The organism is Pelosinus baikalensis (genome assembly GCF_020819555.1).
Lineage (GTDB): Bacteria > Bacillota > Negativicutes > DSM-13327 > DSM-13327 > Pelosinus > Pelosinus baikalensis.
Genome location: NZ_JAJHJB010000043.1, coordinates 17566 through 39547, shown reverse-complemented (window position 1 = coordinate 39547; position 21982 = coordinate 17566). Strand labels below are relative to the sequence as shown.

The window sequence follows — 21982 nt, the reverse complement described above, 5'->3', positions numbered from 1 at the left end:
CGGAGTTGGCTTCTTCCAATAATTTGCGAATGGTCAATACGTCAGCTGCTCTTTGGATAAAGGAAGCTGCAATAAAATCCATGCCTTCTTTGGCTGCAAATAATACGTCTTTAATATCTTGTTCCGATAAAGGGGGTAAATTGACCGATACACCTGGGGCTGCTACACGTTTGCGATTCCCAATCACACCCGTATTTAATACCGTAGTATGAATATCATCGCCTTCTACTTTATCAACTTGAAGACAAATCAGTCCATCGGATAGCAGAATTTGATTACCGGCAGCTACTTCTTGGGGCAAATGACGATGATTCACGGAGCAAATCTCTTTTGTACCTTCTATGTCTCTGGAGGTTAGGATAAATTTTTGCCCTTGTTCAATGGTCACTTTGCCTTCTACAAAATTGCCAAGGCGCATTTCGGGTCCTTTGGTATCGAGTAATACGGCTACAGGAGTTTTCTTGGCTGCCGCTGCTGCACGCAGCATGTTGATGCGAACACTGTGTTCTGCATGGTCACCATGGGAAAAATTAAAGCGCGCTACATTCATACCGGACTCTATTAGTTTTTCCATGATTTCTTGTTTTCCTGTGCTTGGACCCATTGTACAAACAATTTTCGTCTTCTTGATCATACTACTACATTCACACTCTCTTCACTTTTTATTTTAGTACATTGGCTGCTTTTCTGATCACATCATACACCTGATCCTGGGCTTCAATAAAACCATTTAATCCAGTTTTTTTCATTACTGAAGCATGTGTAGATGTCCTATCGGTAGTTTCTATAAAAACCTGTTTAAGACTTGCCAACAATTGTTCATCAAGTCCAGGTCGCCCAGCAATAACATCTTTGGGTATCGCATCGGTTTGCTTTAATATTACCAAATTATGTACAGCAAGTCCATACTCTTTAGCAGTTTCTACAGCTTCTGAATAGGTAGCTCCTGCATCAACCGTACCATCCAGGACTGCATCAATGACCCGATTGTGACTGCCTAAGAAGACTGTCTCCGAAAAAAATGTTTCCGGATCTTTACCTTGTTCTAATAACATGGCCTTTGGATACACGTATCCAGAGGCTGATTGTTTGTCAACGAAGGCAAAACGTTTACCTTGCAGACTATCTATCGACTGAAACGCTTTATCTTTACGAGCAATGATATAACCATGATAGGAAGCATTTTTGTTCACTACCGTAGTCACCAAAGGAGTAATCTCACCTTTATCTTTTGCAGAAACATAGGCAAAAGGAGAAAACCACCCTACATCAATTGTACCTTTCAGTAAGGACCGCCCCAAAGAATCATAATCAGAAACGATAATGATTTTAGGTTCTAGTCCTAATTTCTTGGCAATCGTTTCTAATATCGGCGTATAATTTTCTTTAATTATTTGTGGTGCTGTAAAAGGGTTAAAACCAAATACTAATTCTTTACCGGTTTTAAAAATAGCGGCAACTTCTTGTATTTGATCTACAGCAGCTGTCATTTTTTTCGTTAATGCATATACTTCTTCAATATCATGTTCCTGCTGGCCAATACTTTTCAATGCTTCTTGCGTGCCAGCAGCAATTTCAACGGTAGCACTCCCAATACTCTCTACCGCTTGGGCCATTTGTTCTGTGGTCATTTGCTGGTCATTGGAGAGGCTGCACAATTTTTCTACTGTGCTTTCAATTTCGTTAACAGTATTCACGATTTCCTGCATACTCTCTGCAGATTTTCTTGCCAATTGCTCAATGCCCTGAATTTTTTCCTTGCTACCTTGCATATATGCCGTAACATAGCTCGTACGATTGGTGATATCCCTCACCGTTTCTTCCACTTCATGGGTTACGGCTTCACTCTCACTGGCCAATTTACGTACTTCTTCTGCCACAACGGCAAACCCCCGGCCTTGTTCTCCCGCACGGGCTGCCTCAATGGCTGCATTCAAAGCCAATAAATTCGTTTGGCTGGCGATTCCTTGAATTTTGCCGACAAAAGCACCAATCCGTTTTGATGCTACATTCAATTCTTCCATATCACGTACCGAGGTTTCCACTACTTGAGCTACTTCCAGCATGGTATTGCTTGCCTGGGTAATTTGCAGCTGATTATTGAGTGCTAATTGCGAAGAACTCTGGCACTGTTTTAAAGCTTGCTGGGAAGCATTTGCCACAACCGCTGCATTGGAAGCAATTTCTTCTACACCTGCAGAAGCCTCCTGGGCACTGCTTGCTGTGGTTTCACTTTCTTGCGCTATGGTATTAGACTGTTTGGTTAGCTTTTTTAATGCGGTGTTGCTATGTCCTGCAACCCAAGCCAACTGCTGGGATATAAAGGATAACTCTTCGGAAATACCATACATATCCACCTGGGGCATCGATTGAGTTTGCTTTACAGAAGATTGGACCTGACTTCTCTCTATGTCTCCAGCCCGAGGCCAAGTTCTGATTAAAACGGCTGTTGAAACACCAGCCACTGCCAAAACGCTTACTATTGTTCCCAAATTCCCTATATACTCCACTAGATATGGTGCTATTATACCAACGAGCATCACGATCATCAAGTGAAACAGACCTACTTTTTTCTGTATCATAAGGTTTTCCCTCCCATATGTGTATTCAGCATTTAGCACTATGAATCAAACCAAATTCTACTGCAGGGCCAATTTTCACCCAACTATGATTTGCTGCTGCATTAGGCATTAGCCACCAGGTAGAGTGTATTCAAGGAATTAAGTCAAGAGTAATCCTACTTGTGGTAAGCTTCATAGGATTTACGTACCAATGTCAAAGGATGCAAGGTTTTTACATTTGCTCCGTGGCCAATTTGTAAACGGCATGTTCCACATTCCGAAACAACGGTATCACGACCACTCTCCTTAATCGTTTTGAATAAGCCTGAGCCGATCTCCATAGAAATATCATATTTGTCGTCTTTAAAACCATAATTACCCGAAATGCCGCAACAACCAGCATCTGCATCTTGCACATCAAGCCCCGGAATTAAAGCTAACAACTCGACTCCCGGTAACCCCATACCTTGCGCTCTTAAATGACAAGGAGCATGATACATATATTTTTCATTTAATGTACCAAAGTTTGTATTCAAACGTCCTTGATCATGAAGATCCAGTAAAAATTCATCTGCATCATATAAATGTTTTGCATATTCTGCCACGCCTTCAATATGGAACAGTTCCTGATATTCTTGTTTCAACATCAAACCGCAGCTGGTGCAGCAAGTAATGATCGGATATCCTTTATCTGTCCATTTCTTGAGGATTTGAACATTCTGTTTTGCATTTTCTTCTGCTTCATCCAAAAATCCGTTTACCACTAATGGAGAACCGCAGCAAACAAACCCCTCTTCTACGATCACTTCCAATTTATTGGCTTGCATAACAGCTACAAAATCCATACCTACTTGGGGATCGTTGTAATTAATAAAGCAGCCAGGATAAAATACAACCTTATCCGGGTAACTGGTTTGTTTCAGATTTTTAAACAATTTGCTGAAAGATTTTGATGCATATGCCGGCAATGGCGCCTTATCAGAGATACCGATCTTTTTCAATATGCCCCGACTCATTTTCATTCCAAAATTAGCCATACCTGGAGTAGCAGCACTCAATTTAGCCATTTTTTCGCCGTGAGATAAAATCCAATCCCGTAAGCTGCGTTTACGATTCTTAAAATATTTAGCTCGAGCTAACATGTTAAGCGTTGAAATAGGAACGCCAGAAGGACATGACATATCACAATTCTTGCAATTAGAACAATACTCCAAAGAAGGTTCTATGTCATCTTGTGATAATCTCATTCTTTCTAAGGTAGGACCAACCATTTTAGGCCCACGAAACTTCCGAGTCGCAGCTGTTACCGGGCAATTGGCAATACACACCGTACAAGCTGTACAGCTATCTGGATTATTATGATGTTTCTTCATTGTTTTTTCTCCCCTTACACTGACATAGCCGCTTGATAACCTGACGCAATTGCTACACCATTCCCTGATTTCTCAAAGCTGAAATCATAGCCGCGCAGATTACGTCCCGCAACAAAAACATTATTTAGTAGCACTTTGCCGTTGGCATCAAGAGGACGCATTTTTTCGTCAACATCTAAACCAAGTTTCGCAAAAGGCTGTGCTTCACTGGAGAATAAAGAATAATTCGCCCACAATTCATGATCCGTTGGAGCCTCTACTGGTAAATTGAAAATAGGCTCGATCACCTTACCTGGCTCTGCAAGCAGACCACCGCCATAGAAACCGCCATTTGCTAAAATAAAGGATTTAGCATAGTAGGTACGTTCCCGATCCACACCTTCTGTGATCACTGCCACGCATTTGCCGTCTTCCACAATGGATTTTGCTACAATAGCTTGTTCTACAATTCGTACGCCATTATTCTTCAGATATCGTACTAACATGGTACGCAGGCGCAAACCAGTAATAGACGGAGGCACAGAAGCTGTTTCTACGAAATGACACCCTAAAGCTTTTTCTAATTTTTCTTTAACTGCATAATTCGGACGAGTCCCTAATATAGGCGGAATGATAACCACACTACCGGAATCAATTACGTTGCGCATTTTTTCAATGCAGCTTGCAAGACCTTCCTCTGTATCTAACCAACGAGCCACATCCAGAGCAGTAACATCGCGGCCTTCAGATAACTTTGGATCAATCATCACGACTTCATACTCTTTTTGCGCAAATGCAGGAATCTTTTTAAAGTTTTTAGCGATTAAGCTAGGATAAAAATCCTTTAATGCATCAAAACCCAATACAGTTACTTTGTCTGCTTTTTTAAGTTCTGTCGTGTCCATTGTTCTTGGAACAAGGCAAGTTGGTTTTAATGTACCAGCAGCAGTCGGTATCCATTGCGTTTTGTCTAGATTTCCGATATAGGAATATCCTTCTTGCTCGCAAATCTCTTTAAAGAAGCGAATGGATTCTTCGATTGCTGGGCGACCAATTTTTTTGTACGGATGCTCGGCGCCGACTTGCAGCAGACCCGCATTTGGAGTAGCTGCTGGTATGCCGCCTTCCAAATATCCCATTACATCAACGATGCCGCCTCCAATGGTTAAGGTTCCTGAACCTAAAGACAATAGTGTTACTTTCTTGCCGCGTTTTGTCGCTGCAGCCGCCGCCATTAAACCTGCTAAGCCGCCGCCAATTACTACAATATCATATTCCCTCATTGTCAATCGCTCCATTTATGTTTAAAGTTCCTTCATAAATTCCCCGGGTCAGTTCCATTTCACGCATGACATTGCCCCACAAAATAGGACGAATCCCTTTCCAGCGGCCTTGCAGGAATTCTTTAAATAACACATTGGTATCTTTGCCCCATGACAATCCATTGGCGTCCACTGCGCCTACACTGCGGAATGTGCAGAAAGCTCCCTGACAAGTTCCCATCCCCATACGAGTCTTACGACGAACATCACTAATCATATAGCTGGTACTGTCAGCTGCCGCTTCTTCCACTTCAGCCATAGTAACATTTTCACACTCACACAATAATTGGCGTTTTTCCGGTTTTTCCTGTATACGGGCAATTACCTTTTCTAATCCTTCTGAACCTAATCGTGAAGCAGCAAGTTCAGCACCATAAGCAGGGAAATATAAGCGAGCTTTCGCCATCAGTGCTGGAGAAGTATCCTCAACAAGGTTTTCTACCGCCGTACGACAAGGTGTTTTGACATTCAAGTAACCGCATACTAAATCCGTTACCTTTTCTGCCATTAAGCGATACGTGGTGAATTTTCCTCCTACTACGCTGACAAAGCCCTTTAATCCGTCATGAGCATGATCAAGAGTCACAAAACCACGAGATGCACCGCGGCCTGTTGCATTTGGATCCGCACTATACAGTGGTCTGGTTCCGGCAAAAGCTCTGAGCATACGATAGCTTCTGATGTCTTCAAATAAAGCTTCCCCAATATTTAAGAGTTCTACTACTTCTTTTGCATTCGGCACCGTATCATCCGGCTTGTTTACTGATGCAGATGTGGTACCTAAAATCGTAATGGAACCGTGGGGAACAAAAATGTCTCCGTCGGAAGCCGGACGCAAACGATTCACGATACGGCTGGTAATACGATGATTAAAAGCAATTAATGTCCCTCTATCCGGCTGTACATTTACGGTAATTCCTGCTAAAGCAGCAATTTCCCCAGCCCAAGAGCCAGCAGCACTAACAATGAAATCACAAACAATATTACTGACTTCACCAGTTAATGTGTTGCGAACTTTAATGCCTACCACTTGATTATTACTGTGCTCGATACCAACAACGGTGGTGTAGGTTAGTACCCTTCCGCCATATTTGCGAGCCGATGCTACATTCTGCCAGACCATGCGAAAACCATCAATAGCGGCATCCGGTACCCGATACACTGATTTAATTTTGGGACTCAAATTGGGTTCTAACCGCAATGCTTCTTCTACAGAAATCGGAATGGTAGGAATCCCTACTTTGGCACATGCTTCTAACCATTTCCCTTCAAATGCCTCATCATCTAAATGCGTGCGAGCAAAAAAACCTTCTGTTTGTTCTACACAATGTCTGCCGATTTTACGCAAAATGGTATTTTCCTCAATACATTCTTTGCCTGCCTCGGCATCTTTTACCGCATAACGACCACCGCTATGCAAAAGTCCATGATAACGTGAGCTGGTGCCATAGGCTAAATCCTGCTGCTCAAGAAGAATTGCATCAACTCCCCGCATGCATAAATCACGCAGAATACCAACCCCTGTGGCACCGCCACCAATTACTACAACTGTCGTCTTTTGCATCTCAATCCCCCTTCTAGAAATAAAATAATGAAATAGAGCCTACCTGCACCTGTGTTTTTAACCGCAGAGGCGCAGAGAACACTGAAGAAAAATAGATAGATACAAAAAATACCCCTCAGTGCGCTCTGCGCCTCTGCGATTACCTGTATTCTTTCCGTGCTTCCCATAATTATAGACTATACCTGAGAATCAGGAAAAGCAAATATGATCCCTTTGTATCCGTTTGATCGAACACAAAGGGATCTCTTATCTCAGCCCTTTTATAGCTATTAAATTGGATTTAATCTTCCCAGTCCATAGCGCGTTTAACAGCTTTTTGCCAACCTTTGTATAATGTTGCACTTTGTGCAGCATCCATAGTAGGCTCGAAACGATTGTCAAGCTGCCAAGTACTGATCAGTTCTTCTTTGGTTTTCCATACGCCAACAGCCAAACCTGCAAGATAAGCTGCACCAAGAGCAGTCGTTTCAATCACTTTAGGACGATCCACTGGAACACCTAAGATATCTGCTTGGAATTGCATTAACAAGTTATTAGCAACAGCGCCGCCATCTACTTTCAACGCTTGCAATTTAATGCCAGAATCAGCTTCCATTGCACTTAAAACATCTTTTGTTTGATATGCCATAGAATCTAACGTCGCACGAACAACGTGAGATTTGCTAGTTCCGCGGGTCAATCCAAGAATCGCACCGCGAGCTTTCATATCCCAATATGGAGCACCAAGCCCTACGAAAGCAGGTACTACATATACACCATCAGCATCTTTTACTTTTTTAGCAATATATTCAGAATCGGGAGCAGCTTCTAATAAACGCAAACCATCACGCAGCCATTGAATAGCCGATCCAGCAACGAAAATACTGCCTTCCAACGCATAATCCACTTTGCCGTCAAGCCCCCAAGCAATGGTAGTGAGCAAACCGTTTTTAGATTCATATACTTTACTGCCTGTATTCATCAGCATGAAGCAGCCAGTTCCATAGGTATTTTTTGCCATACCAGGTTGGAAGCAAGTTTGACCGAACAATGCAGCCTGTTGGTCACCAGCAGCACCAGAAATAGGCACAGCAGCACCAAAGACAGCAACATCTGTTTGACCATATACTTCACTGGAAGATTTAACTTCTGGAAGTATACATGCCGGTACAGTTAAATATTCAAGAAGTTTTTCATCCCATTTCAATTCGCGAATGTTGTACATGAGTGTACGGGAAGCATTGGAGTAGTCAGTAACATGTACTTTTCCCCCAGTCAATTTCCAGATTAGCCAAGTATCAATAGTACCAAACAACAATTCGCATTTTTCTGCTTTAGCACGAGCACCTTCTACATGATCTAAAATCCATTTTACTTTGGTTCCAGAGAAATATGCATCTACAACTAAACCTGTTTTTTGCTTGAATTCAGCTTCCAGACCTCTGGCTTTTAAATCATTGCAAATATCCATAGTTTGACGTGACTGCCAAACAATCGCATTATAGATTGGTCTTCCAGTGGTTTTATCCCAAACTACTGCAGTTTCACGTTGATTGGTGATACCAATCGCGGAAATATCAGTAGCACTCAGGCCAGCTTGTTGCACAACTAGCCTCATTACTTCAATTTGCGTGCTCCAGATTTCATCCGCATCATGCTCAACCCAACCAGCTTTAGGGAAAATCTGTGTAAATTCTTTCTGTGCTACTGCAATAATATTAGAATCTTGATCAAATATGATCGCTCTGTTACTTGTCGTACCTGCATCAAGGGCCATTACATATTTTTTTGTCATTTTAAAAGTCACTCCTTTAAATTTTAGGTATATTTCAAACGCTCTTTCTTTAGAGACCTAAAATAACTTGTTTCAGAATGTTGACTTACTTATTATATGTTTAGCTACGTATTAATATTAAATAATACCAGTAGCTTTACATATTACGAAAGCAAGACCAGAACCAATGATAGGACCTACTACAGGAACCCAAGCATAGCTCCAATCGGAATCACCTTTACCAGCGATAGGTAAAATAGCATGAGCAATACGAGGACCAAGATCACGAGCAGGATTCATAGCATAACCGGTAGGTCCGCCTAAACTTAAGCCCATAGCCCAAATCACGACAGCAACTAGGTAATTGCCAAAACCAGGACTCATACCAGCATCGCCCACAACTAATTTGTGACCTAAAGAAAAGAGAGCAATCAGCAATACTGTAGTTGCAATTACTTCGCAAAGTAAAGCGGCCATATCATTACCACGAACAGCTGGCGAAGTAGAGAATACACCCAATTTTGCACCTTTATCCTCAGTAATTTCCCAGTGAGGAAGATAAGCCAACCAAACAATTACCGAACCAACAATCGCACCTAATATTTGGCAAGCCATTGCAGTAAGAGCTACAGGAATCGTGTATACACCCATTAATAATTTGAAAAAAGTAACGGCAGGACTTAGCTCACCTGCACCACCAGTAGCAACGCCAATTATTACACCAAATAATACCGCAAATGCCCATCCCGCTGTAATTACAATCCAGCCATCACCACCGCCGTTTGCTCTAGATTTCTTTAAAACAACATTAGCAACAACACCAGCACCAAAAATGATAAGAATCATTGTACCAAAAAATTCACCAAAAAAATAATTTCCCATAAGTCCAATTCCTCCTTAATGTTTGTTAGATTTTTCTACAATTCACCAAAACTAACAGCACCATTTCTTAGTTAAAGTTACATATTTTTCCTTTTTCACCATCCTTTTCCATGATATAGACAAAAAGAGAACTCCATTCATGCCTCTATATATACATATCCAGAGGAATAAACGGACTTCTCTTTAATCTCTAGTCCAAAGTTATTTATTTTGAATCCCATAATAGAAAAAAGCAACTATTTCTTTATTATATAACTTCTACATTATATTGAAATCTCCTGCTAAATAAACTGAAAATTATAACATTTTAGAGCTAAATTTTTAGTTACTATTTTGTTGCAAACATTCATGTATTTAAACTATCAATTGGATTCTTTTTCTCTATGTTGTTATACTTCTACACAACAGTTAAAACTCCTGCTAAATAAACTGAATTTATCATATTATTTAATAATTATTTAATAATTTTTTAAAATGTGTTTATACGGTTATAATGGGCTCTATCTTTTTATTTGTTATTAACCATAATATCATCCCATAAATCCCGCCGACTGGTACTCACTGCCGAAATTCCCCTCTCTATCGCATTATTCACATCTTCCTTGGTGCGTATTAAGCCACCGGCTAAAATTGGCAGACCTGTTTCACGAACTAGTTCCTGTACTGCACTTTCAGGCACCGATCCAGGTAATATTTCAATGGCATCCGGTTTAAAATTACGCACTAAATTCAAACCGGTACGCAATGAATCTGAATCCATTAAGAATAACCGTTGTACTACAATCATTCCCTCATCCCGCGCAAATCGGCACAGATGGGATTTAGTTGTAATAATGGCGTGAATCCCTAAGCGTGCTAAGAATTTTATACCTGCTTTGTCTTTACCAATACCATCCAGCAAATCCAAGTGTAGTATAATACGTTTTTTATGCTCATTCGCCTGAGAAATCAGCGTCGGTAATGTATTAATATCACCAAACAGCAGCACTACGCTCGGAGAAACCGTATGGGTTAAAGCGATTTTAAAATCTTCCATTGACCTGGCCGAAGGAATCACAGGTCCATTGGCTAAAAATTTAAGAACGTCCATTGTCATTTTCCACTCCATTCATTTTATTATAGAATACAAAATTCGATATATATCAAGAAGATATAACTATTATCTTTACTATACACCATTCTTTTCTAACTTAACATCCATAATGCTTTTATTCCTATGAAACATTATGGATGGATCACTTGTCCTAAATTCCTGATCGTCTGTTCAATCGTATCACCAATCATTCCAGTACTGATCGGAACAACAAGATGTCGTTGGGCCATTAAGGAGCTCTCCACTGCAGCAGTTGCTGCGATAGACAGTCTTAGCCCACATCCTGTTTTACCATCATCAATCATCCCTGTCAAGCAGCCAATCACATTTTTTATAGAATTCTCAATGTTTCTCTGCTCACCATTCATCAACCATGTAATGGCAGCACTGGCACCTGCCGCGGCTGCCGTGGCACAGCCACATAAAGCTGGTAAATGATCGGTACGAACTTTTATATAAATAGTAATCCCAAGACTAATGGCAATAGCCCTGGCTAATCGTTCTTTGGAAACGCGTATTTTTTTACCTACGGCATACACGGGAAGAATCGCTGTTATTCCATAGTTGCCACTGCCTGCGCAGCTCATAATCTTAATGTTTTCACCAGACATACGAGCATCAGCAGCAGCGGCCGTCAACATCTTTGCATAATTGACAATATCATCCGATAACACACCCTCTGCTATTAAGGAGTGAAAGAATGCTCCAATACCCAGGCCCATTTTTTGGGCAATACCAATTTCTGCGGCAAAACAATTCATTTCTACACCATCCAGCAGAAACTCCATCTCATACCAAGGCATCTTCTCAACGATGGAAATCATCTCTGCAATGCGTATTTCATCCCCTTGAAAAACAGTACGATCCTTCTCAGTATCTCCACTCGCATCTTGTTTAAAAACAAATTGTCCATTTTTTGTAATACTGACTACATTAGCATGTGTATCTTTGATAATAACATGACACTCTTCCTGACCGAATCTAAGATATGCTTCAATCCATAAACCCTTTTTGCTATCATCAATGGAGATGGTAACGTCTTTTTGTTTTAAAAATTCTTTTCCTTGATCCAGCTCTTCAGTCGTTATACTCGCTAAGACAGACAGTTGCTTTTCAGGTTGTCTTTTTATGGCTCCTAGTACTGCTGCAATCTCCAAACTTGTTTCTTTTGTACCGGGAATGACTGCATTAGCACCATCTGTATTCACCTTTGCATTCACAATGATGGAAATACTGTCGAATCTTCCGCCTAATGTCTCACTGGCATAAGCAGCAGCCAAAGCAATTGCCCCAGCCTCCAGGCTCCCCACCGTTGGCAATACCTCAGCTTTTAGTATATTCAGCAACAAATTGTAATTCACAACCCATTACCCCCATTCACGACCGTATCATTATGCATCAAATGCTACATTGGTAATCCCAGAAATATTTAAAAGACCAACTGTCAATTGATTCGTTTCTACTTGCTTAGGAATATATACCGTAAAGACTATTTTAAGCAATTCTTTTTGCTCCCGAACTTCTACATTTCGAATTTGGATGCCATATACACCCAGTATCGAAGCAATTTTTCCGATTTGCCCAGGTGTGTCAATGGTTGTAATCGCCAACTCCATAAGGGAGTGATGATCTTTTTTTTCAATGCGAGATAAAATGCTTAATGTCAGAAATACAAAGCCCGTCGTCATGAAAGCTCCCATGTAATATCCGCTGCCTACAGCCAAGCCCACACCGGATACCACCCATAAGCTGGCTGCCGTTGTTAATCCTTTAACCGTAGCTCCTTCTTTCATAATGCTGCCTGCACCTAGAAAACCAATGCCACTGACTACCTGGGCTGCCAGCCGGGTAGGATCGGCATTTGTATAGCCCTGTACCGATGCATAGATTTTAATTGACAAGATCATGATTAAACAAGAACCAATGGACACCAAAATATGCGTCCTGAGCCCTGCCGCTTTATGATGTGATTCCCGTTCATAGCCAATAAAACCGCCCAAAAAACTGGCCAGTAATAGTCGAATCGCCATCTCCCACTCGATTGCCATATCCTAAACCCCCTTGTTTGCATCAAAGGCGCAAAATAACCGCTTATAAATCATAATATCTAACGTATAGTATACATTCTTTTCTCGATACACACAATCATGCCTATTTAATAATCAGGCAAGAAATAAATGAACCGCAGAGGCGCAGAGAGCACAGAGAAAAGATAGATAGAGTAACAAAAGCATATCAAAGGAATTGAACCACAAAGGCGCAAAGGACACAAAGTGTCTTTATTTATATTTTTGCGTGCTCCTTTGTGTGCCGCGTCAGCGGCATTGTGCCTTTGTGGTTCATATTTTTTTGATCATAATAAGAGACGTAACTTGTAGCAGTTACGCCTCTTATTTTTCAATACCGCTTACGTTTTGCTGATGAGGGGATATTCTGTTCCTCCCGATATTTAGCTACAGTCCGCCTAGAAATTTTCATTCCATGTTGACAGAGAATCTCTGATAATGCTTGATCACTAAAAGGATCAGAAGAATCTTCTGTATTAATTAATTCTTTAATCTTTTGCTTCACTTTTGTTGCCGATACATCCTGACTACCATCACTGCTTTGTACAGCTGTCGAAAAAAAGCTGCGTAAGCTGACGAGCCCATGAGGCGTATCAACATATTTATTAGCAATTGCACGACTTACGGTAGATTCATGAACTTCTATCTTTTCAGCTACTTTTTTCATGACCAAAGGGCGTAAGAATTTTGCGCCTTTATCAAAAAAGTCCTGCTGCAGCTCAATAATCGCTTCCATCACATTATATAAAGTGCGACGGCGCTGTTCAATACTCTTAATCAGCCAAACGGCAGAGTTTAAACGGCCTTCAATAAACTTCTTGGACTCACTATCAGCATCAACCGCCACACGGCGATAATAAGGATTAATAGTCAATTTAGGAACACTTGTGTCATTTACAGTAATCACATACTTGCCATTTACTCTTTCCACAGTCATATCCGCCACGATATAACTGCACTGGTCATTACCAAATGCGCGGCCTGGTTTGGGATCAAAAGTACGAATCACATCTACCGCTTGTTGTATTTCCTGAGGTCTACAATTTAGTTTTTCTGCAATTGCTTTATACTTACCTGCTGCCACCTCAGGCAGATAATGACAAATAATATCTTCCACCAATGTAGTATAAGTGCCTTTTTGCTGACACTGCAGCAATAAGCATTCTTTTAAGTCCCGTGCTCCTACACCCATAGGATCAAATGTCTGGATCAGGTTAAGAACTTCCAAAACCCGATCTTCGCTTGTGCCTAAGGTATCCGCAGCTTCTGACAAAGTACCGCATAAATAACCATTTTCATCAATGCAGCCGATTAGATAATGCCCTATTCGTTTGGCAGCCTCATCTCGTACCGCCAAATGCAATTGGAATTCCAAATGCTCATGCAAAGAAACATTGTTTTTGACGAACTTTTCTACAGTAGTTTTTTCATCATCAACTACCATATATTCCGACTTCTTATCAATTCCTTGATTAAAGTAATCATCCCAGTTCAAGTAATCATCCAGTTGTTCTTTTGGATTTTCATTTACAGGATCTGCTTCAGGATCATCAACCTCTTTTTCCGCTATCTCTAATACAGGATTCTCCATAATTTCTTGTTCGATCATATCTGACAATTCCAAAGCAGAAAGCTGCAAAATGGCGATTGCCTGCCGTAGTTCAGGTGTCATCATTAACTTTTGGTTCAATTCTAATTTAAGACCATAACCTAGGTTGATAGGAATCACCTCCTATAGCTTATTCAACATATGCGCGGCAATTGATCACCTACCAGCATATCCAGTAATCGAACGCCGCCAATCCTGGTACGTAAGCCAACCTGTCCACGCGGTTCCTTCACAACGGTGCCGATCACTCGCGCCTCACTCCCGTAAACATGTTGCTGCATAATATCCAATACTTGATTGGTCGACTCGGGCTCCACAAAAACAACCATTTTTCCTTCATTCGCCAAATACAGCGGATCAAAACCTAAAATATCGCATGCAGCCTGAACAGCTGATGATATAGGAATATGAGTTTCCTCCAGCATAATACCGACCCCCGATTGCAAAGCAATCTCATTTAGAGTTGTTGCAAGACCGCCTCGGGTTGGATCTCGCAACACAGCTACCTTAGGTACTGCCGTCAGCATCGCCTCTACTAAGCCATTGAGTGGTGCACAATCACTGCGTACACTTTGAGGAAACTGTAATCCATGTCGTTCTCCCATTACCGCTAAGGAATGCTCACCTAGATAGCCGCTCAAAATAATATTCTGCCCAGGCAAAGCGTTTTTACCTGAGATATGAATACCATCCATAATCTTGCCAATACCAGCAGTATTGATATAAATACCATCCACCGCTCCTTTTTCCACGACCTTCGTATCTCCGGTTACAATATGCACGCCAGCTTCCTTGGCAGCTTGCTGCATGGAGGCAACAATACGCTGTAGATCAGCGATAGGAAAACCTTCTTCCAGTACAAAACCAGCGCTTAAATACAAGGGAAGAGCACCATTCATCGCTACGTCATTTACTGTGCCGCATACTGCCAGCTTGCCAATATCTCCACCAGGAAAAAACAAAGGTTTTACTACATAAGAGTCCGTAGAAAAAGCCAATCGGCATCCGCTGATATGAAGCTGAGCCCCATCATTCATTTCTCCTAAGATCTCATTGGCAAAAGCAGGCCACATTACATCTTTTATTAAATCATGACTTAACTTCCCGCCGCTGCCATGGGCTAGCTGAACACGTTCATTACTCACACCTGCCACCTCCCTGCTCCGTACTTATACCATGCTGCACAAGTACCTTCTACAGACACCATACATGATCCAATGGGATGTTCAGGTCTACAAGCTTTTCCAAACAAAAGACAGGCCGAAGGCTGGAGTAGTCCGCGCAGTACTTTTCCGCACTGACACTGGCTGGCTTCTTTTGTCTCCTCTACTATTATAGGTATGTTCAAAAGAGCATCAAATGCCTGGTATTTTTCTCGAATGGACATCCCTGAATTAGGAATTTTGCCAAGTCCCCGCCACACAGCATCCGTTTGCTGATATACCTGCGACAAAATAGTACAGGCAGAAGGATTGCCTTCTTTGGGTACAATGCGACTGTACTGATTCTCCAGCCTTGCTGTCTGATCGTGAATTTGCAGCATGAGCATGTACACCGCTTGCAAAATATCTAATGGTTCAAAACCCGCTACAACCCCTGGAATATGATATTCCTTGCTTAAAAAATCATATGGCTGCAGCCCAATGATAGCACTGACATGACCAGGCAGTAAGAAACCATCGACATGACTTTTACCTGATGCCAGCAGAGCCCTAAGAGCAGGCGGCACTAATTTATGAGCTGACAAAACATAAAAATTAGTTAGATGTGCCTCATCCGCCATTAAAATTGCTGCAGCTGCAGTGGGAGCCGTTGTTTCAAAGCCAACTGCCAAGAAAATCACCTTTTTACCTGGATTCTTTGCAGCAAATTCCAACGCCTCCAAAGAGGAATACACAATACGGATATCAGATCCTTGCGCTTTTTCTTTAGCTAATGTAGAAGAAGAACCAGGTACTTTTAGCATATCCCCAAATGTCGTAATCATAACATCAGATTTTCTGCTATAAGCAATCGCAGTGTCTAAATATTCATTTGGAGTCACACACACAGGGCATCCTGGACCGCTAACCAGTTCTACATTTTCCGGCAGCAGCTGACGAATACCAGACTTAAAAATCGACACGGTATGAGTACCGCATACTTCCATTAAACGAAGAGATCTCCCACTGGCTAATTTTTCAATTTCCCTAGTAAAAAAAGCAGCAGCTTTTTTTACTTCTTCATTTGTCATGCTCAGCATATTGTTCCAACTCCTTGAATAGGGCCAAGGTTTTTTTTGCTTCTTCCTCGTCAATAACCTGAACCGCAAATCCTGCATGCATTAATACAAAATCTCCTACCTGAGCCTCAGGCAAAAGCATAACACTCACATTTCGCGTCACACCCCCTACTTCAATCGTAGCTAACATATCTTGCCTCGCTAGAATTTTTCCTGGTACAGCTAAACACATAGGATCACCTCTTTCTCATACATGCTCCAGCCACAGCTGCCTGCCCGAAAGCAAGACCCCCATCATTAGGCGGAACAAGCTCATTCGTATACACACTCATACCGTCTTGTTGCAAGATTCCGAATACTTTTCTTAAAATAGTCGCATTTTGCCACACGCCGCCACTGAGCGCGACCTTTCGTATACCCGTATCTTCTTGTATTTTCTTAACCATAGTGACAACCGCGTCTGCTATGGTTGCATGAAAACAAGCTGCTAAAAAATCAACTGAACTTCCTTTGCGGAGCGCTTCTGTCAGGGCAGCAAAGGTAAGCATAAAATCTAAAATATAGGGACTTGTCTGAGAAATTTCATAGGGCAATACATCTCCATATTGCTTGTGCCCAGCTCTTTCTAACGCAATGGCTCCTTGCCCTTCATAGTGAATGGTATGACAAATGCCTAATATTCCTGCAGCAATATCAAATAAGCGGCCTGCACTCGAAGTCAGCGGAGCATTAATTCCCTTTGCAGCGGCCTGTACCATCAACTCCCAGCCTGGAGACAAATTATGACACAGTTTGATATCAAAAGCAGCAAACTCTTTTCCATATAGATTATATAACACCCAGGCCGCTATGCGCCATGGTTCTTTAATGGCTTTTGCACCACCAGGCAAAGGTAAATATTTGCAATGACCAAGACGAACAAAATCTGTGCTATCAGCTACTAAGAATTCTCCCCCCCACAAAGTTCCATCGCATCCATAGCCAGTACCGTCAAAAGCCACACCAATCACCTTTTCGCAAATATCATGCTCTGCTAGTACAGACGCAATATGGGCATGATGATGCTGCACCCCTAGATGGGAAATAGGCAAAGATAAGGCATATTTTGAGGCTAAATATTCAGGATGCCAATCATAAGCGACTAGAGCAGGTTCAATGGAAAATAGTTGTTTATAATGTTCAATAGCAGCAAGATATGCCTCATAGGTTGCCATATTCTCTAAATCTCCCATGTGACTACTCATAAAGGCAAAAGACCCGCGCACTAGGCAAAAGGTATTTTTAGCTTCGCCACCAACCGCCAAAATAGACGGTATTTCCTGGGAAATTTTTATTGGTTTAGGAGCAAATCCTCGACTACGCCGCAGTATTTGTCGCCTGCTCCCCACTATTCGTACCACAGAATCATCACTTTGCTGAAAAATTTCCCGATTATGCACCAGAAAATAATCTGCAATCCGTCCTAATAATTGGAGGGCTTCTTGATCTTTATATACAATTGGCTCGTCACTTATATTACCGCTGGTCATTACCCATACATCCTGGTCTTCCAGCAGCAGCCAATGGACCGGAGCATAAGGCAGCATCACACCCAGAAAATCTGTGTCTGGCGCAACACTCTGTGCTAAATCAGAACCAGCCTTTTTCGCTAATAACACAATGGGACGCGAGGCACTGGTAAGCAGAATTTCTTCTTCCTTTGACACGTTACATAATTGTCTGATTCTCTCTATACTACCACACATAAGGGCAAAGGGCTTATCTTCTCTGATTTTACGAGTTCGCAATTGACTGACGGCTTGTTCCTGGCGAGCATCACAAGCTAAGTGATAGCCGCCAATACCTTTTATTGCCACAATATTTCCTGCTGCAATCAGCTGTCTGGTTTCCCTGAAGACATCACAAGCAATCGGTGTTCCCTCCCTCGTAAGAAGGCGAAAGGCAGGGCCACATTCCGGACAAGCATTAGGCTGGGCATGAAACCGCCTGTCACCGGGGTTATCATATTCAGCTTGGCAGCTAGGGCACATAGGAAACGTATTCATCGTGGTAGCAGCACGATCATAAGGAACATCTTTAATAATGCTATAACGTGGGCCACAGTTTGTACAATTGATAAACCCATAACGATACCGCCTGTTCTCAGGGTCTGTCATTTCCCTTAAGCAATCAGAACAAGTAGCGACATCGGGAGAAACCCATGCTGTCTTTTGCGTCTCTTCCCTACTGTACCTGATTATAAATTCCGTATCTCCATGCAGATTGACTGGATTGACAATCACTTCCTCCACTACTGCAAGAGGAGGCGTAGAAATGCTCAGTTCCTCAAGAAAGCGTAAAACTGCTGGAGAATCCCCTTCTGCCTCAATTTCGACCCCTTGGGAGTTATTCAGCACCCAACCCGTTACGTGATAACGCTGTGCTAGATTATAAACAAAGGGGCGGAATCCCACCCCTTGTACAATACCTCTTATGTGTATGGCAAGACGCTGCATAGTATTGTCCCCTCTACTATTTTCCGCTTTCCAATCTTAATATTGCCTGAATCATTAAGGCACATTCCAATCGTTTTTTTTGCAATTCACAGCCAATTTCATAAGGAATATTAATATCCTTGTTAAATAAGTCTGCATTTGCATGACAGCCGCCGCTGCAATAAAAACGCGCCCAACAGTCACGACATTCGCTTTTATTTAAAACATGACTCTGACGAAACTGGTCTGGCAATGTAGTATTTTTTACACCCTCAAACACATTACCCAGTAGAAATTCTTCCCGCCCGACAAACTGATGACAAGGGTATAAATCACCTTCAGGCGTTACAGCAAAATACTCATGCCCAGCGCCACAGCCGCTTAAACGTTTTGCGACGCAAGGACCATTATCAAGGTCTAAATTAAAATGAAAAAACTCAAAACCCTGTCCCTTACGTTTACGCTCTAAATACGCTTGTGCCAATAGATCATATTGAGCGAACAATTGAGGAAGATGCTCTTTCGTAAGAGCATAATCACAGTCCTGGGCTATAACAGGCTCCACGGATAATTGGGTAAATCCTTTATCAGCGATATCTAATACATCCGCAGCAAAATCTAAATTATGAGCAGTAAAAGTACCTCTCAGATAATAATTCTGCCCGTTGCGAGACTCAATGGTTTTTGTTACATTTTTCAAAATCATATCATAACTGCCGGCACCATTTACAAAGGGACGCATGTTGTCGTGCACTTCGCGCCGTCCATCTAAGCTAAGTACCAGGCTAATATTATTATCATTCAGATACTGGTTGATCTCTTCATTTAAAAGCACGCCATTGGTCGTCAACGTCAGTTTAAACTTCTTACCAGTCTCTTTTTCACGACGACGAATATAAGATACTGCATGACGCACTGTACTCATATTCATAAGAGGCTCACCGCCAAAAAAGTCGATCTCGCTGTTAATGCGTGGTCCACTGTTTTCAATAATGAACTCTACCGCTCTTTCGGCTACTTCCTTACTCATCAAACCTCGGGTATGTCCAAAGTCTCCTGTCCCAGCAAAACAATAGTTACAGCGTAAATTACAGTCATGAGCTACATGTAAACACACAGACTTCACTAAGGCCTTCTGACTAAAATGCAGCGGTACATCTACCATCTTGGAAAATAATTTATTCTCATCCATTAATTGATGCAGTTCTGATAATACTTCTCTTATTTCTTCAACCGCGTAATGAGTAGAGAATTCTGCCAATACCGCTTCATCATTACTGCCATCAAAAACATCCATCATGTCATAAACCATTTTATCTACAACGTGGACAGCTCCACTGTTAATATCTAATATAATATATAGACCATTTAAATAAAACTTATGTATACTCATTTTTGTTATTCACCTTTAAGCCAAATTATTTTAATTGTTAAGCCAGGAAAAAAGTTGAACCACAAAGGCACAAAGGACACAAAGGAATACCATTCTGTCGTCTTTCCTTTGTGTGCCGCGCTAGCGGCATTGCGCCTTTGTGGTTCATTCAATTTTAAAATCAAACCCTCTGCCCATTGGGACAGAGGGCTGTCTTGACGGCCTACTTTTGGCAGACCTGATTGCCAACGGTGCATGATGTCTTGCAGGCCGATTGGCAGGAAGTCTGGCACTCTCCACAGCCACCAGTATGTACAGTTTCCTGTAAAGAAGCTTTATTAACAGTAATAATATGCTTTGCCATGATAAATCCCTCCTTGCCCATATTTTTATTTCTTGCTTTACCTATTTTATACGTTTTTGCAATACTAAGCAATAGCTATTAAAAATTGCATCTAGCAATAGCAGGCTTGCTAAAAAACGCTGAAACCTAAAAACATAAAACCAACCACAAAGGCACAGAGAACACAGAGAAAAAACGAATTGAACCACAAAAACGCAAAGGACACAAAGGGTTTTATAATATTTTGTGCTTTTGCGGTTCACAAACTCTAGTTAGTAACCAAACGCTTATACGTCATCAAAGGTATCAAGAGCAACCTCTAATTATGTACTATGCCTGTGCTTGGACGGCTGTCATGGCAATGACTCCAATAATGTCTTCTGCCTTGCAGCCTCTTGATAAGTCATTAATCGGTTTGGCAAGTCCCTGGGTAACAGGTCCATAAGCTTGGGCTTTTGCAAGCCGCTCCACAAGTTTATAGCCAATATTTCCTGCATTGAGATCCGGGAATATCAGCACATTGGCCTTGCCTGCTACAGTACTATTTGGCGCTTTTAACTTAGCCGTACTGGCAACCAATGCTGCATCTACCTGCATTTCCCCATCAATAAGCAAAGTAGGTGCCTTTTGTTTTGCTAAGGCAGTCGCTTGTACCACCTTTTGGGTGAGGACACTATTGGCACTGCCATAGGTTGAATAGGAAAGCATGGCGACAATAGGGGTAACGCCAAGCAGGTTCTGCATGGTGTGAGCCGATGAAATTGCAATTTCAGAAAGCTGTTCTGCATTCGGGTTTTCATTTAAACCACAATCCGAGAATAAGAATACTCCATCCTCTCCATATTCACAATCAGGTATTACCATAATAAAAAAAGATGAAACTAAGCTGGTACCCGTTGCGGTCTTAATAATTTGCAGGGCAGGTCTTAATGTGTCTGCCGTAGAATGAATGGCACCAGAAACCAATCCGTCTGCATCATTATGTTTAATCATCATGTTGCCAAAATAAACGGGGTCTTTCAGTGTCTCCCTTGCCTCTTCTATTGTAAGTCCTTTGGACTTTCTTAATTCATAAAAACCTTGGGCATATTCTTCGCGTTTTTCTGCCGCTTCCACATCAATAATGGTAACCTGAGATAAATCAATATTCCCAGCGGCTTTCAAGATCTCTTCTTTACTTCCTACCAAAATAATTTCGGCAAGTCCCTCTGCCGCTGCAACGCTGGCGGCGGTCAAAACTCGTAGGTCAGTCCCTTCCGGTAAAACGATTTTCTTTTTACTGAGTTTTGCTTTTTGCTTCATCTCATCAATAAAACTCATCACTAACCCTCTCCTCGTTTCTCAATTATCACTTTGATTCGAAAGCATTA

General features: G+C 41.7%; 18 protein-coding genes. All 18 read right to left on the bottom strand.

Annotated features, from left to right (window positions below; genetic code table 11):
* Positions 1 to 634 (bottom strand): pyruvate kinase (locus LMF89_RS21365; RefSeq protein ID WP_229536853.1); only part of this gene is annotated, 634 nt, incomplete at its 3' end.
* Between the two features lie 28 nt (positions 635 to 662).
* On the bottom strand, positions 663 to 2582 hold the full coding sequence (gene phnD, locus LMF89_RS21360) for a phosphate/phosphite/phosphonate ABC transporter substrate-binding protein (protein WP_229536852.1): 1920 nt from the start codon (positions 2580 to 2582) through the stop codon (positions 663 to 665).
* A 155-nt stretch (positions 2583 to 2737) separates the two neighbouring features.
* Entirely contained in the window at positions 2738 to 3934 is a 1197-nt protein-coding gene (locus LMF89_RS21355) for an anaerobic glycerol-3-phosphate dehydrogenase subunit C (protein ID WP_007932238.1), read from the bottom strand.
* Between the two features lie 14 nt (positions 3935 to 3948).
* The gene (gene glpB / locus LMF89_RS21350) at positions 3949 to 5196 is read right to left on the bottom strand and encodes an anaerobic glycerol-3-phosphate dehydrogenase subunit GlpB (RefSeq protein WP_229536851.1); all 1248 of its coding nucleotides are present in this window, start codon (positions 5194 to 5196) and stop codon (positions 3949 to 3951) included.
* Positions 5183 to 6799 (bottom strand): anaerobic glycerol-3-phosphate dehydrogenase subunit GlpA, encoded by a 1617-nt coding sequence (gene glpA / locus LMF89_RS21345; protein ID WP_229536850.1) that lies wholly within the window; start codon positions 6797 to 6799, stop codon positions 5183 to 5185. Before glpA ends, glpB begins: the two co-directional genes overlap by 14 nt.
* Positions 6800 to 7079: 280 nt before the next feature.
* A complete protein-coding gene (gene glpK / locus LMF89_RS21340) occupies positions 7080 to 8573 on the bottom strand; it encodes a glycerol kinase GlpK (RefSeq protein WP_229536849.1) in 1494 nt (497 codons plus the stop codon).
* Between the two features lie 117 nt (positions 8574 to 8690).
* Complete coding sequence (locus tag LMF89_RS21335) at positions 8691 to 9434, bottom strand: MIP/aquaporin family protein (protein WP_229536848.1); 744 nt, start codon at positions 9432 to 9434, stop codon at positions 8691 to 8693.
* A gap of 508 nt (positions 9435 to 9942) precedes the next feature.
* Positions 9943 to 10530: a glycerol-3-phosphate responsive antiterminator gene (locus LMF89_RS21330; protein ID WP_229536847.1), complete on the bottom strand. Its 588-nt coding sequence runs from the start codon at positions 10528 to 10530 to the stop codon at positions 9943 to 9945.
* Between the two features lie 128 nt (positions 10531 to 10658).
* On the bottom strand, positions 10659 to 11888 hold the full coding sequence (locus tag LMF89_RS21325; RefSeq protein ID WP_229536846.1) for an L-serine ammonia-lyase, iron-sulfur-dependent, subunit alpha: 1230 nt from the start codon (positions 11886 to 11888) through the stop codon (positions 10659 to 10661).
* Positions 11889 to 11918: 30 nt separating this feature from the next.
* A complete protein-coding gene (locus tag LMF89_RS21320) occupies positions 11919 to 12575 on the bottom strand; it encodes an MgtC/SapB family protein (protein WP_229536845.1) in 657 nt (218 codons plus the stop codon).
* Between the two features lie 349 nt (positions 12576 to 12924).
* Entirely contained in the window at positions 12925 to 14322 is a 1398-nt protein-coding gene (gene rpoN, locus LMF89_RS21315; RefSeq protein ID WP_229536844.1) for an RNA polymerase factor sigma-54, read from the bottom strand.
* Positions 14323 to 14336: 14 nt separating this feature from the next.
* Complete coding sequence (gene hypE, locus LMF89_RS21310) at positions 14337 to 15347, bottom strand: hydrogenase expression/formation protein HypE (RefSeq protein ID WP_229536843.1); 1011 nt, start codon at positions 15345 to 15347, stop codon at positions 14337 to 14339.
* Positions 15344 to 16444: a hydrogenase formation protein HypD gene (gene hypD, locus LMF89_RS21305; protein ID WP_229536842.1), complete on the bottom strand. Its 1101-nt coding sequence runs from the start codon at positions 16442 to 16444 to the stop codon at positions 15344 to 15346. The genes hypE and hypD overlap by 4 nt, the downstream gene beginning before the upstream one ends.
* Entirely contained in the window at positions 16425 to 16655 is a 231-nt protein-coding gene (locus tag LMF89_RS21300; protein ID WP_007930390.1) for a HypC/HybG/HupF family hydrogenase formation chaperone, read from the bottom strand. The genes hypD and LMF89_RS21300 overlap by 20 nt, the downstream gene beginning before the upstream one ends.
* Positions 16656 to 16659: 4 nt before the next feature.
* Positions 16660 to 18918, bottom strand: a complete 2259-nt coding sequence (gene hypF, locus LMF89_RS21295) for a carbamoyltransferase HypF (RefSeq protein ID WP_229536841.1) — start codon at positions 18916 to 18918, stop codon at positions 16660 to 16662.
* 16 nt (positions 18919 to 18934) lie between these two features.
* Entirely contained in the window at positions 18935 to 20290 is a 1356-nt protein-coding gene (gene scfB / locus LMF89_RS21290; protein WP_229536840.1) for a thioether cross-link-forming SCIFF peptide maturase, read from the bottom strand.
* A gap of 202 nt (positions 20291 to 20492) precedes the next feature.
* Positions 20493 to 20633: a six-cysteine ranthipeptide SCIFF gene (scfA, locus tag LMF89_RS21285; protein ID WP_017531201.1), complete on the bottom strand. Its 141-nt coding sequence runs from the start codon at positions 20631 to 20633 to the stop codon at positions 20493 to 20495.
* 309 nt (positions 20634 to 20942) lie between these two features.
* On the bottom strand, positions 20943 to 21932 hold the full coding sequence (gene pta, locus LMF89_RS21280; RefSeq protein ID WP_229536839.1) for a phosphate acetyltransferase: 990 nt from the start codon (positions 21930 to 21932) through the stop codon (positions 20943 to 20945).
* Positions 21933 to 21982: the final 50 nt, after the last annotated feature.

Excerpts from the sequence above, each read along its gene's own strand:
- phnD (WP_229536852.1), bottom strand. The coding sequence starts at position 2,582 with ATGATACAGAAAAAAGTAGGTCTGTTTCACTTGATGATCGTGATGCTC.
- LMF89_RS21355 (WP_007932238.1), bottom strand. The coding sequence starts at position 3,934 with ATGAAGAAACATCATAATAATCCAGATAGCTGTACAGCTTGTACGGTG.
- glpB (WP_229536851.1), bottom strand. The coding sequence starts at position 5,196 with ATGAGGGAATATGATATTGTAGTAATTGGCGGCGGCTTAGCAGGTTTA.
- glpA (WP_229536850.1), bottom strand. The coding sequence starts at position 6,799 with ATGCAAAAGACGACAGTTGTAGTAATTGGTGGCGGTGCCACAGGGGTT.
- glpK (WP_229536849.1), bottom strand. The coding sequence starts at position 8,573 with ATGACAAAAAAATATGTAATGGCCCTTGATGCAGGTACGACAAGTAAC.
- LMF89_RS21335 (WP_229536848.1), bottom strand. The coding sequence starts at position 9,434 with ATGGGAAATTATTTTTTTGGTGAATTTTTTGGTACAATGATTCTTATC.
- LMF89_RS21330 (WP_229536847.1), bottom strand. The coding sequence starts at position 10,530 with ATGACAATGGACGTTCTTAAATTTTTAGCCAATGGACCTGTGATTCCT.
- LMF89_RS21320 (WP_229536845.1), bottom strand. The coding sequence starts at position 12,575 with ATGGCAATCGAGTGGGAGATGGCGATTCGACTATTACTGGCCAGTTTT.
- hypD (WP_229536842.1), bottom strand. The coding sequence starts at position 16,444 with ATGCTGAGCATGACAAATGAAGAAGTAAAAAAAGCTGCTGCTTTTTTT.
- LMF89_RS21300 (WP_007930390.1), bottom strand. The coding sequence starts at position 16,655 with ATGTGTTTAGCTGTACCAGGAAAAATTCTAGCGAGGCAAGATATGTTA.
- hypF (WP_229536841.1), bottom strand. The coding sequence starts at position 18,918 with ATGCAGCGTCTTGCCATACACATAAGAGGTATTGTACAAGGGGTGGGA.
- scfB (WP_229536840.1), bottom strand. The coding sequence starts at position 20,290 with ATGAGTATACATAAGTTTTATTTAAATGGTCTATATATTATATTAGAT.
- scfA (WP_017531201.1), bottom strand. The coding sequence starts at position 20,633 with ATGGCAAAGCATATTATTACTGTTAATAAAGCTTCTTTACAGGAAACT.
- pta (WP_229536839.1), bottom strand. The coding sequence starts at position 21,932 with ATGAGTTTTATTGATGAGATGAAGCAAAAAGCAAAACTCAGTAAAAAG.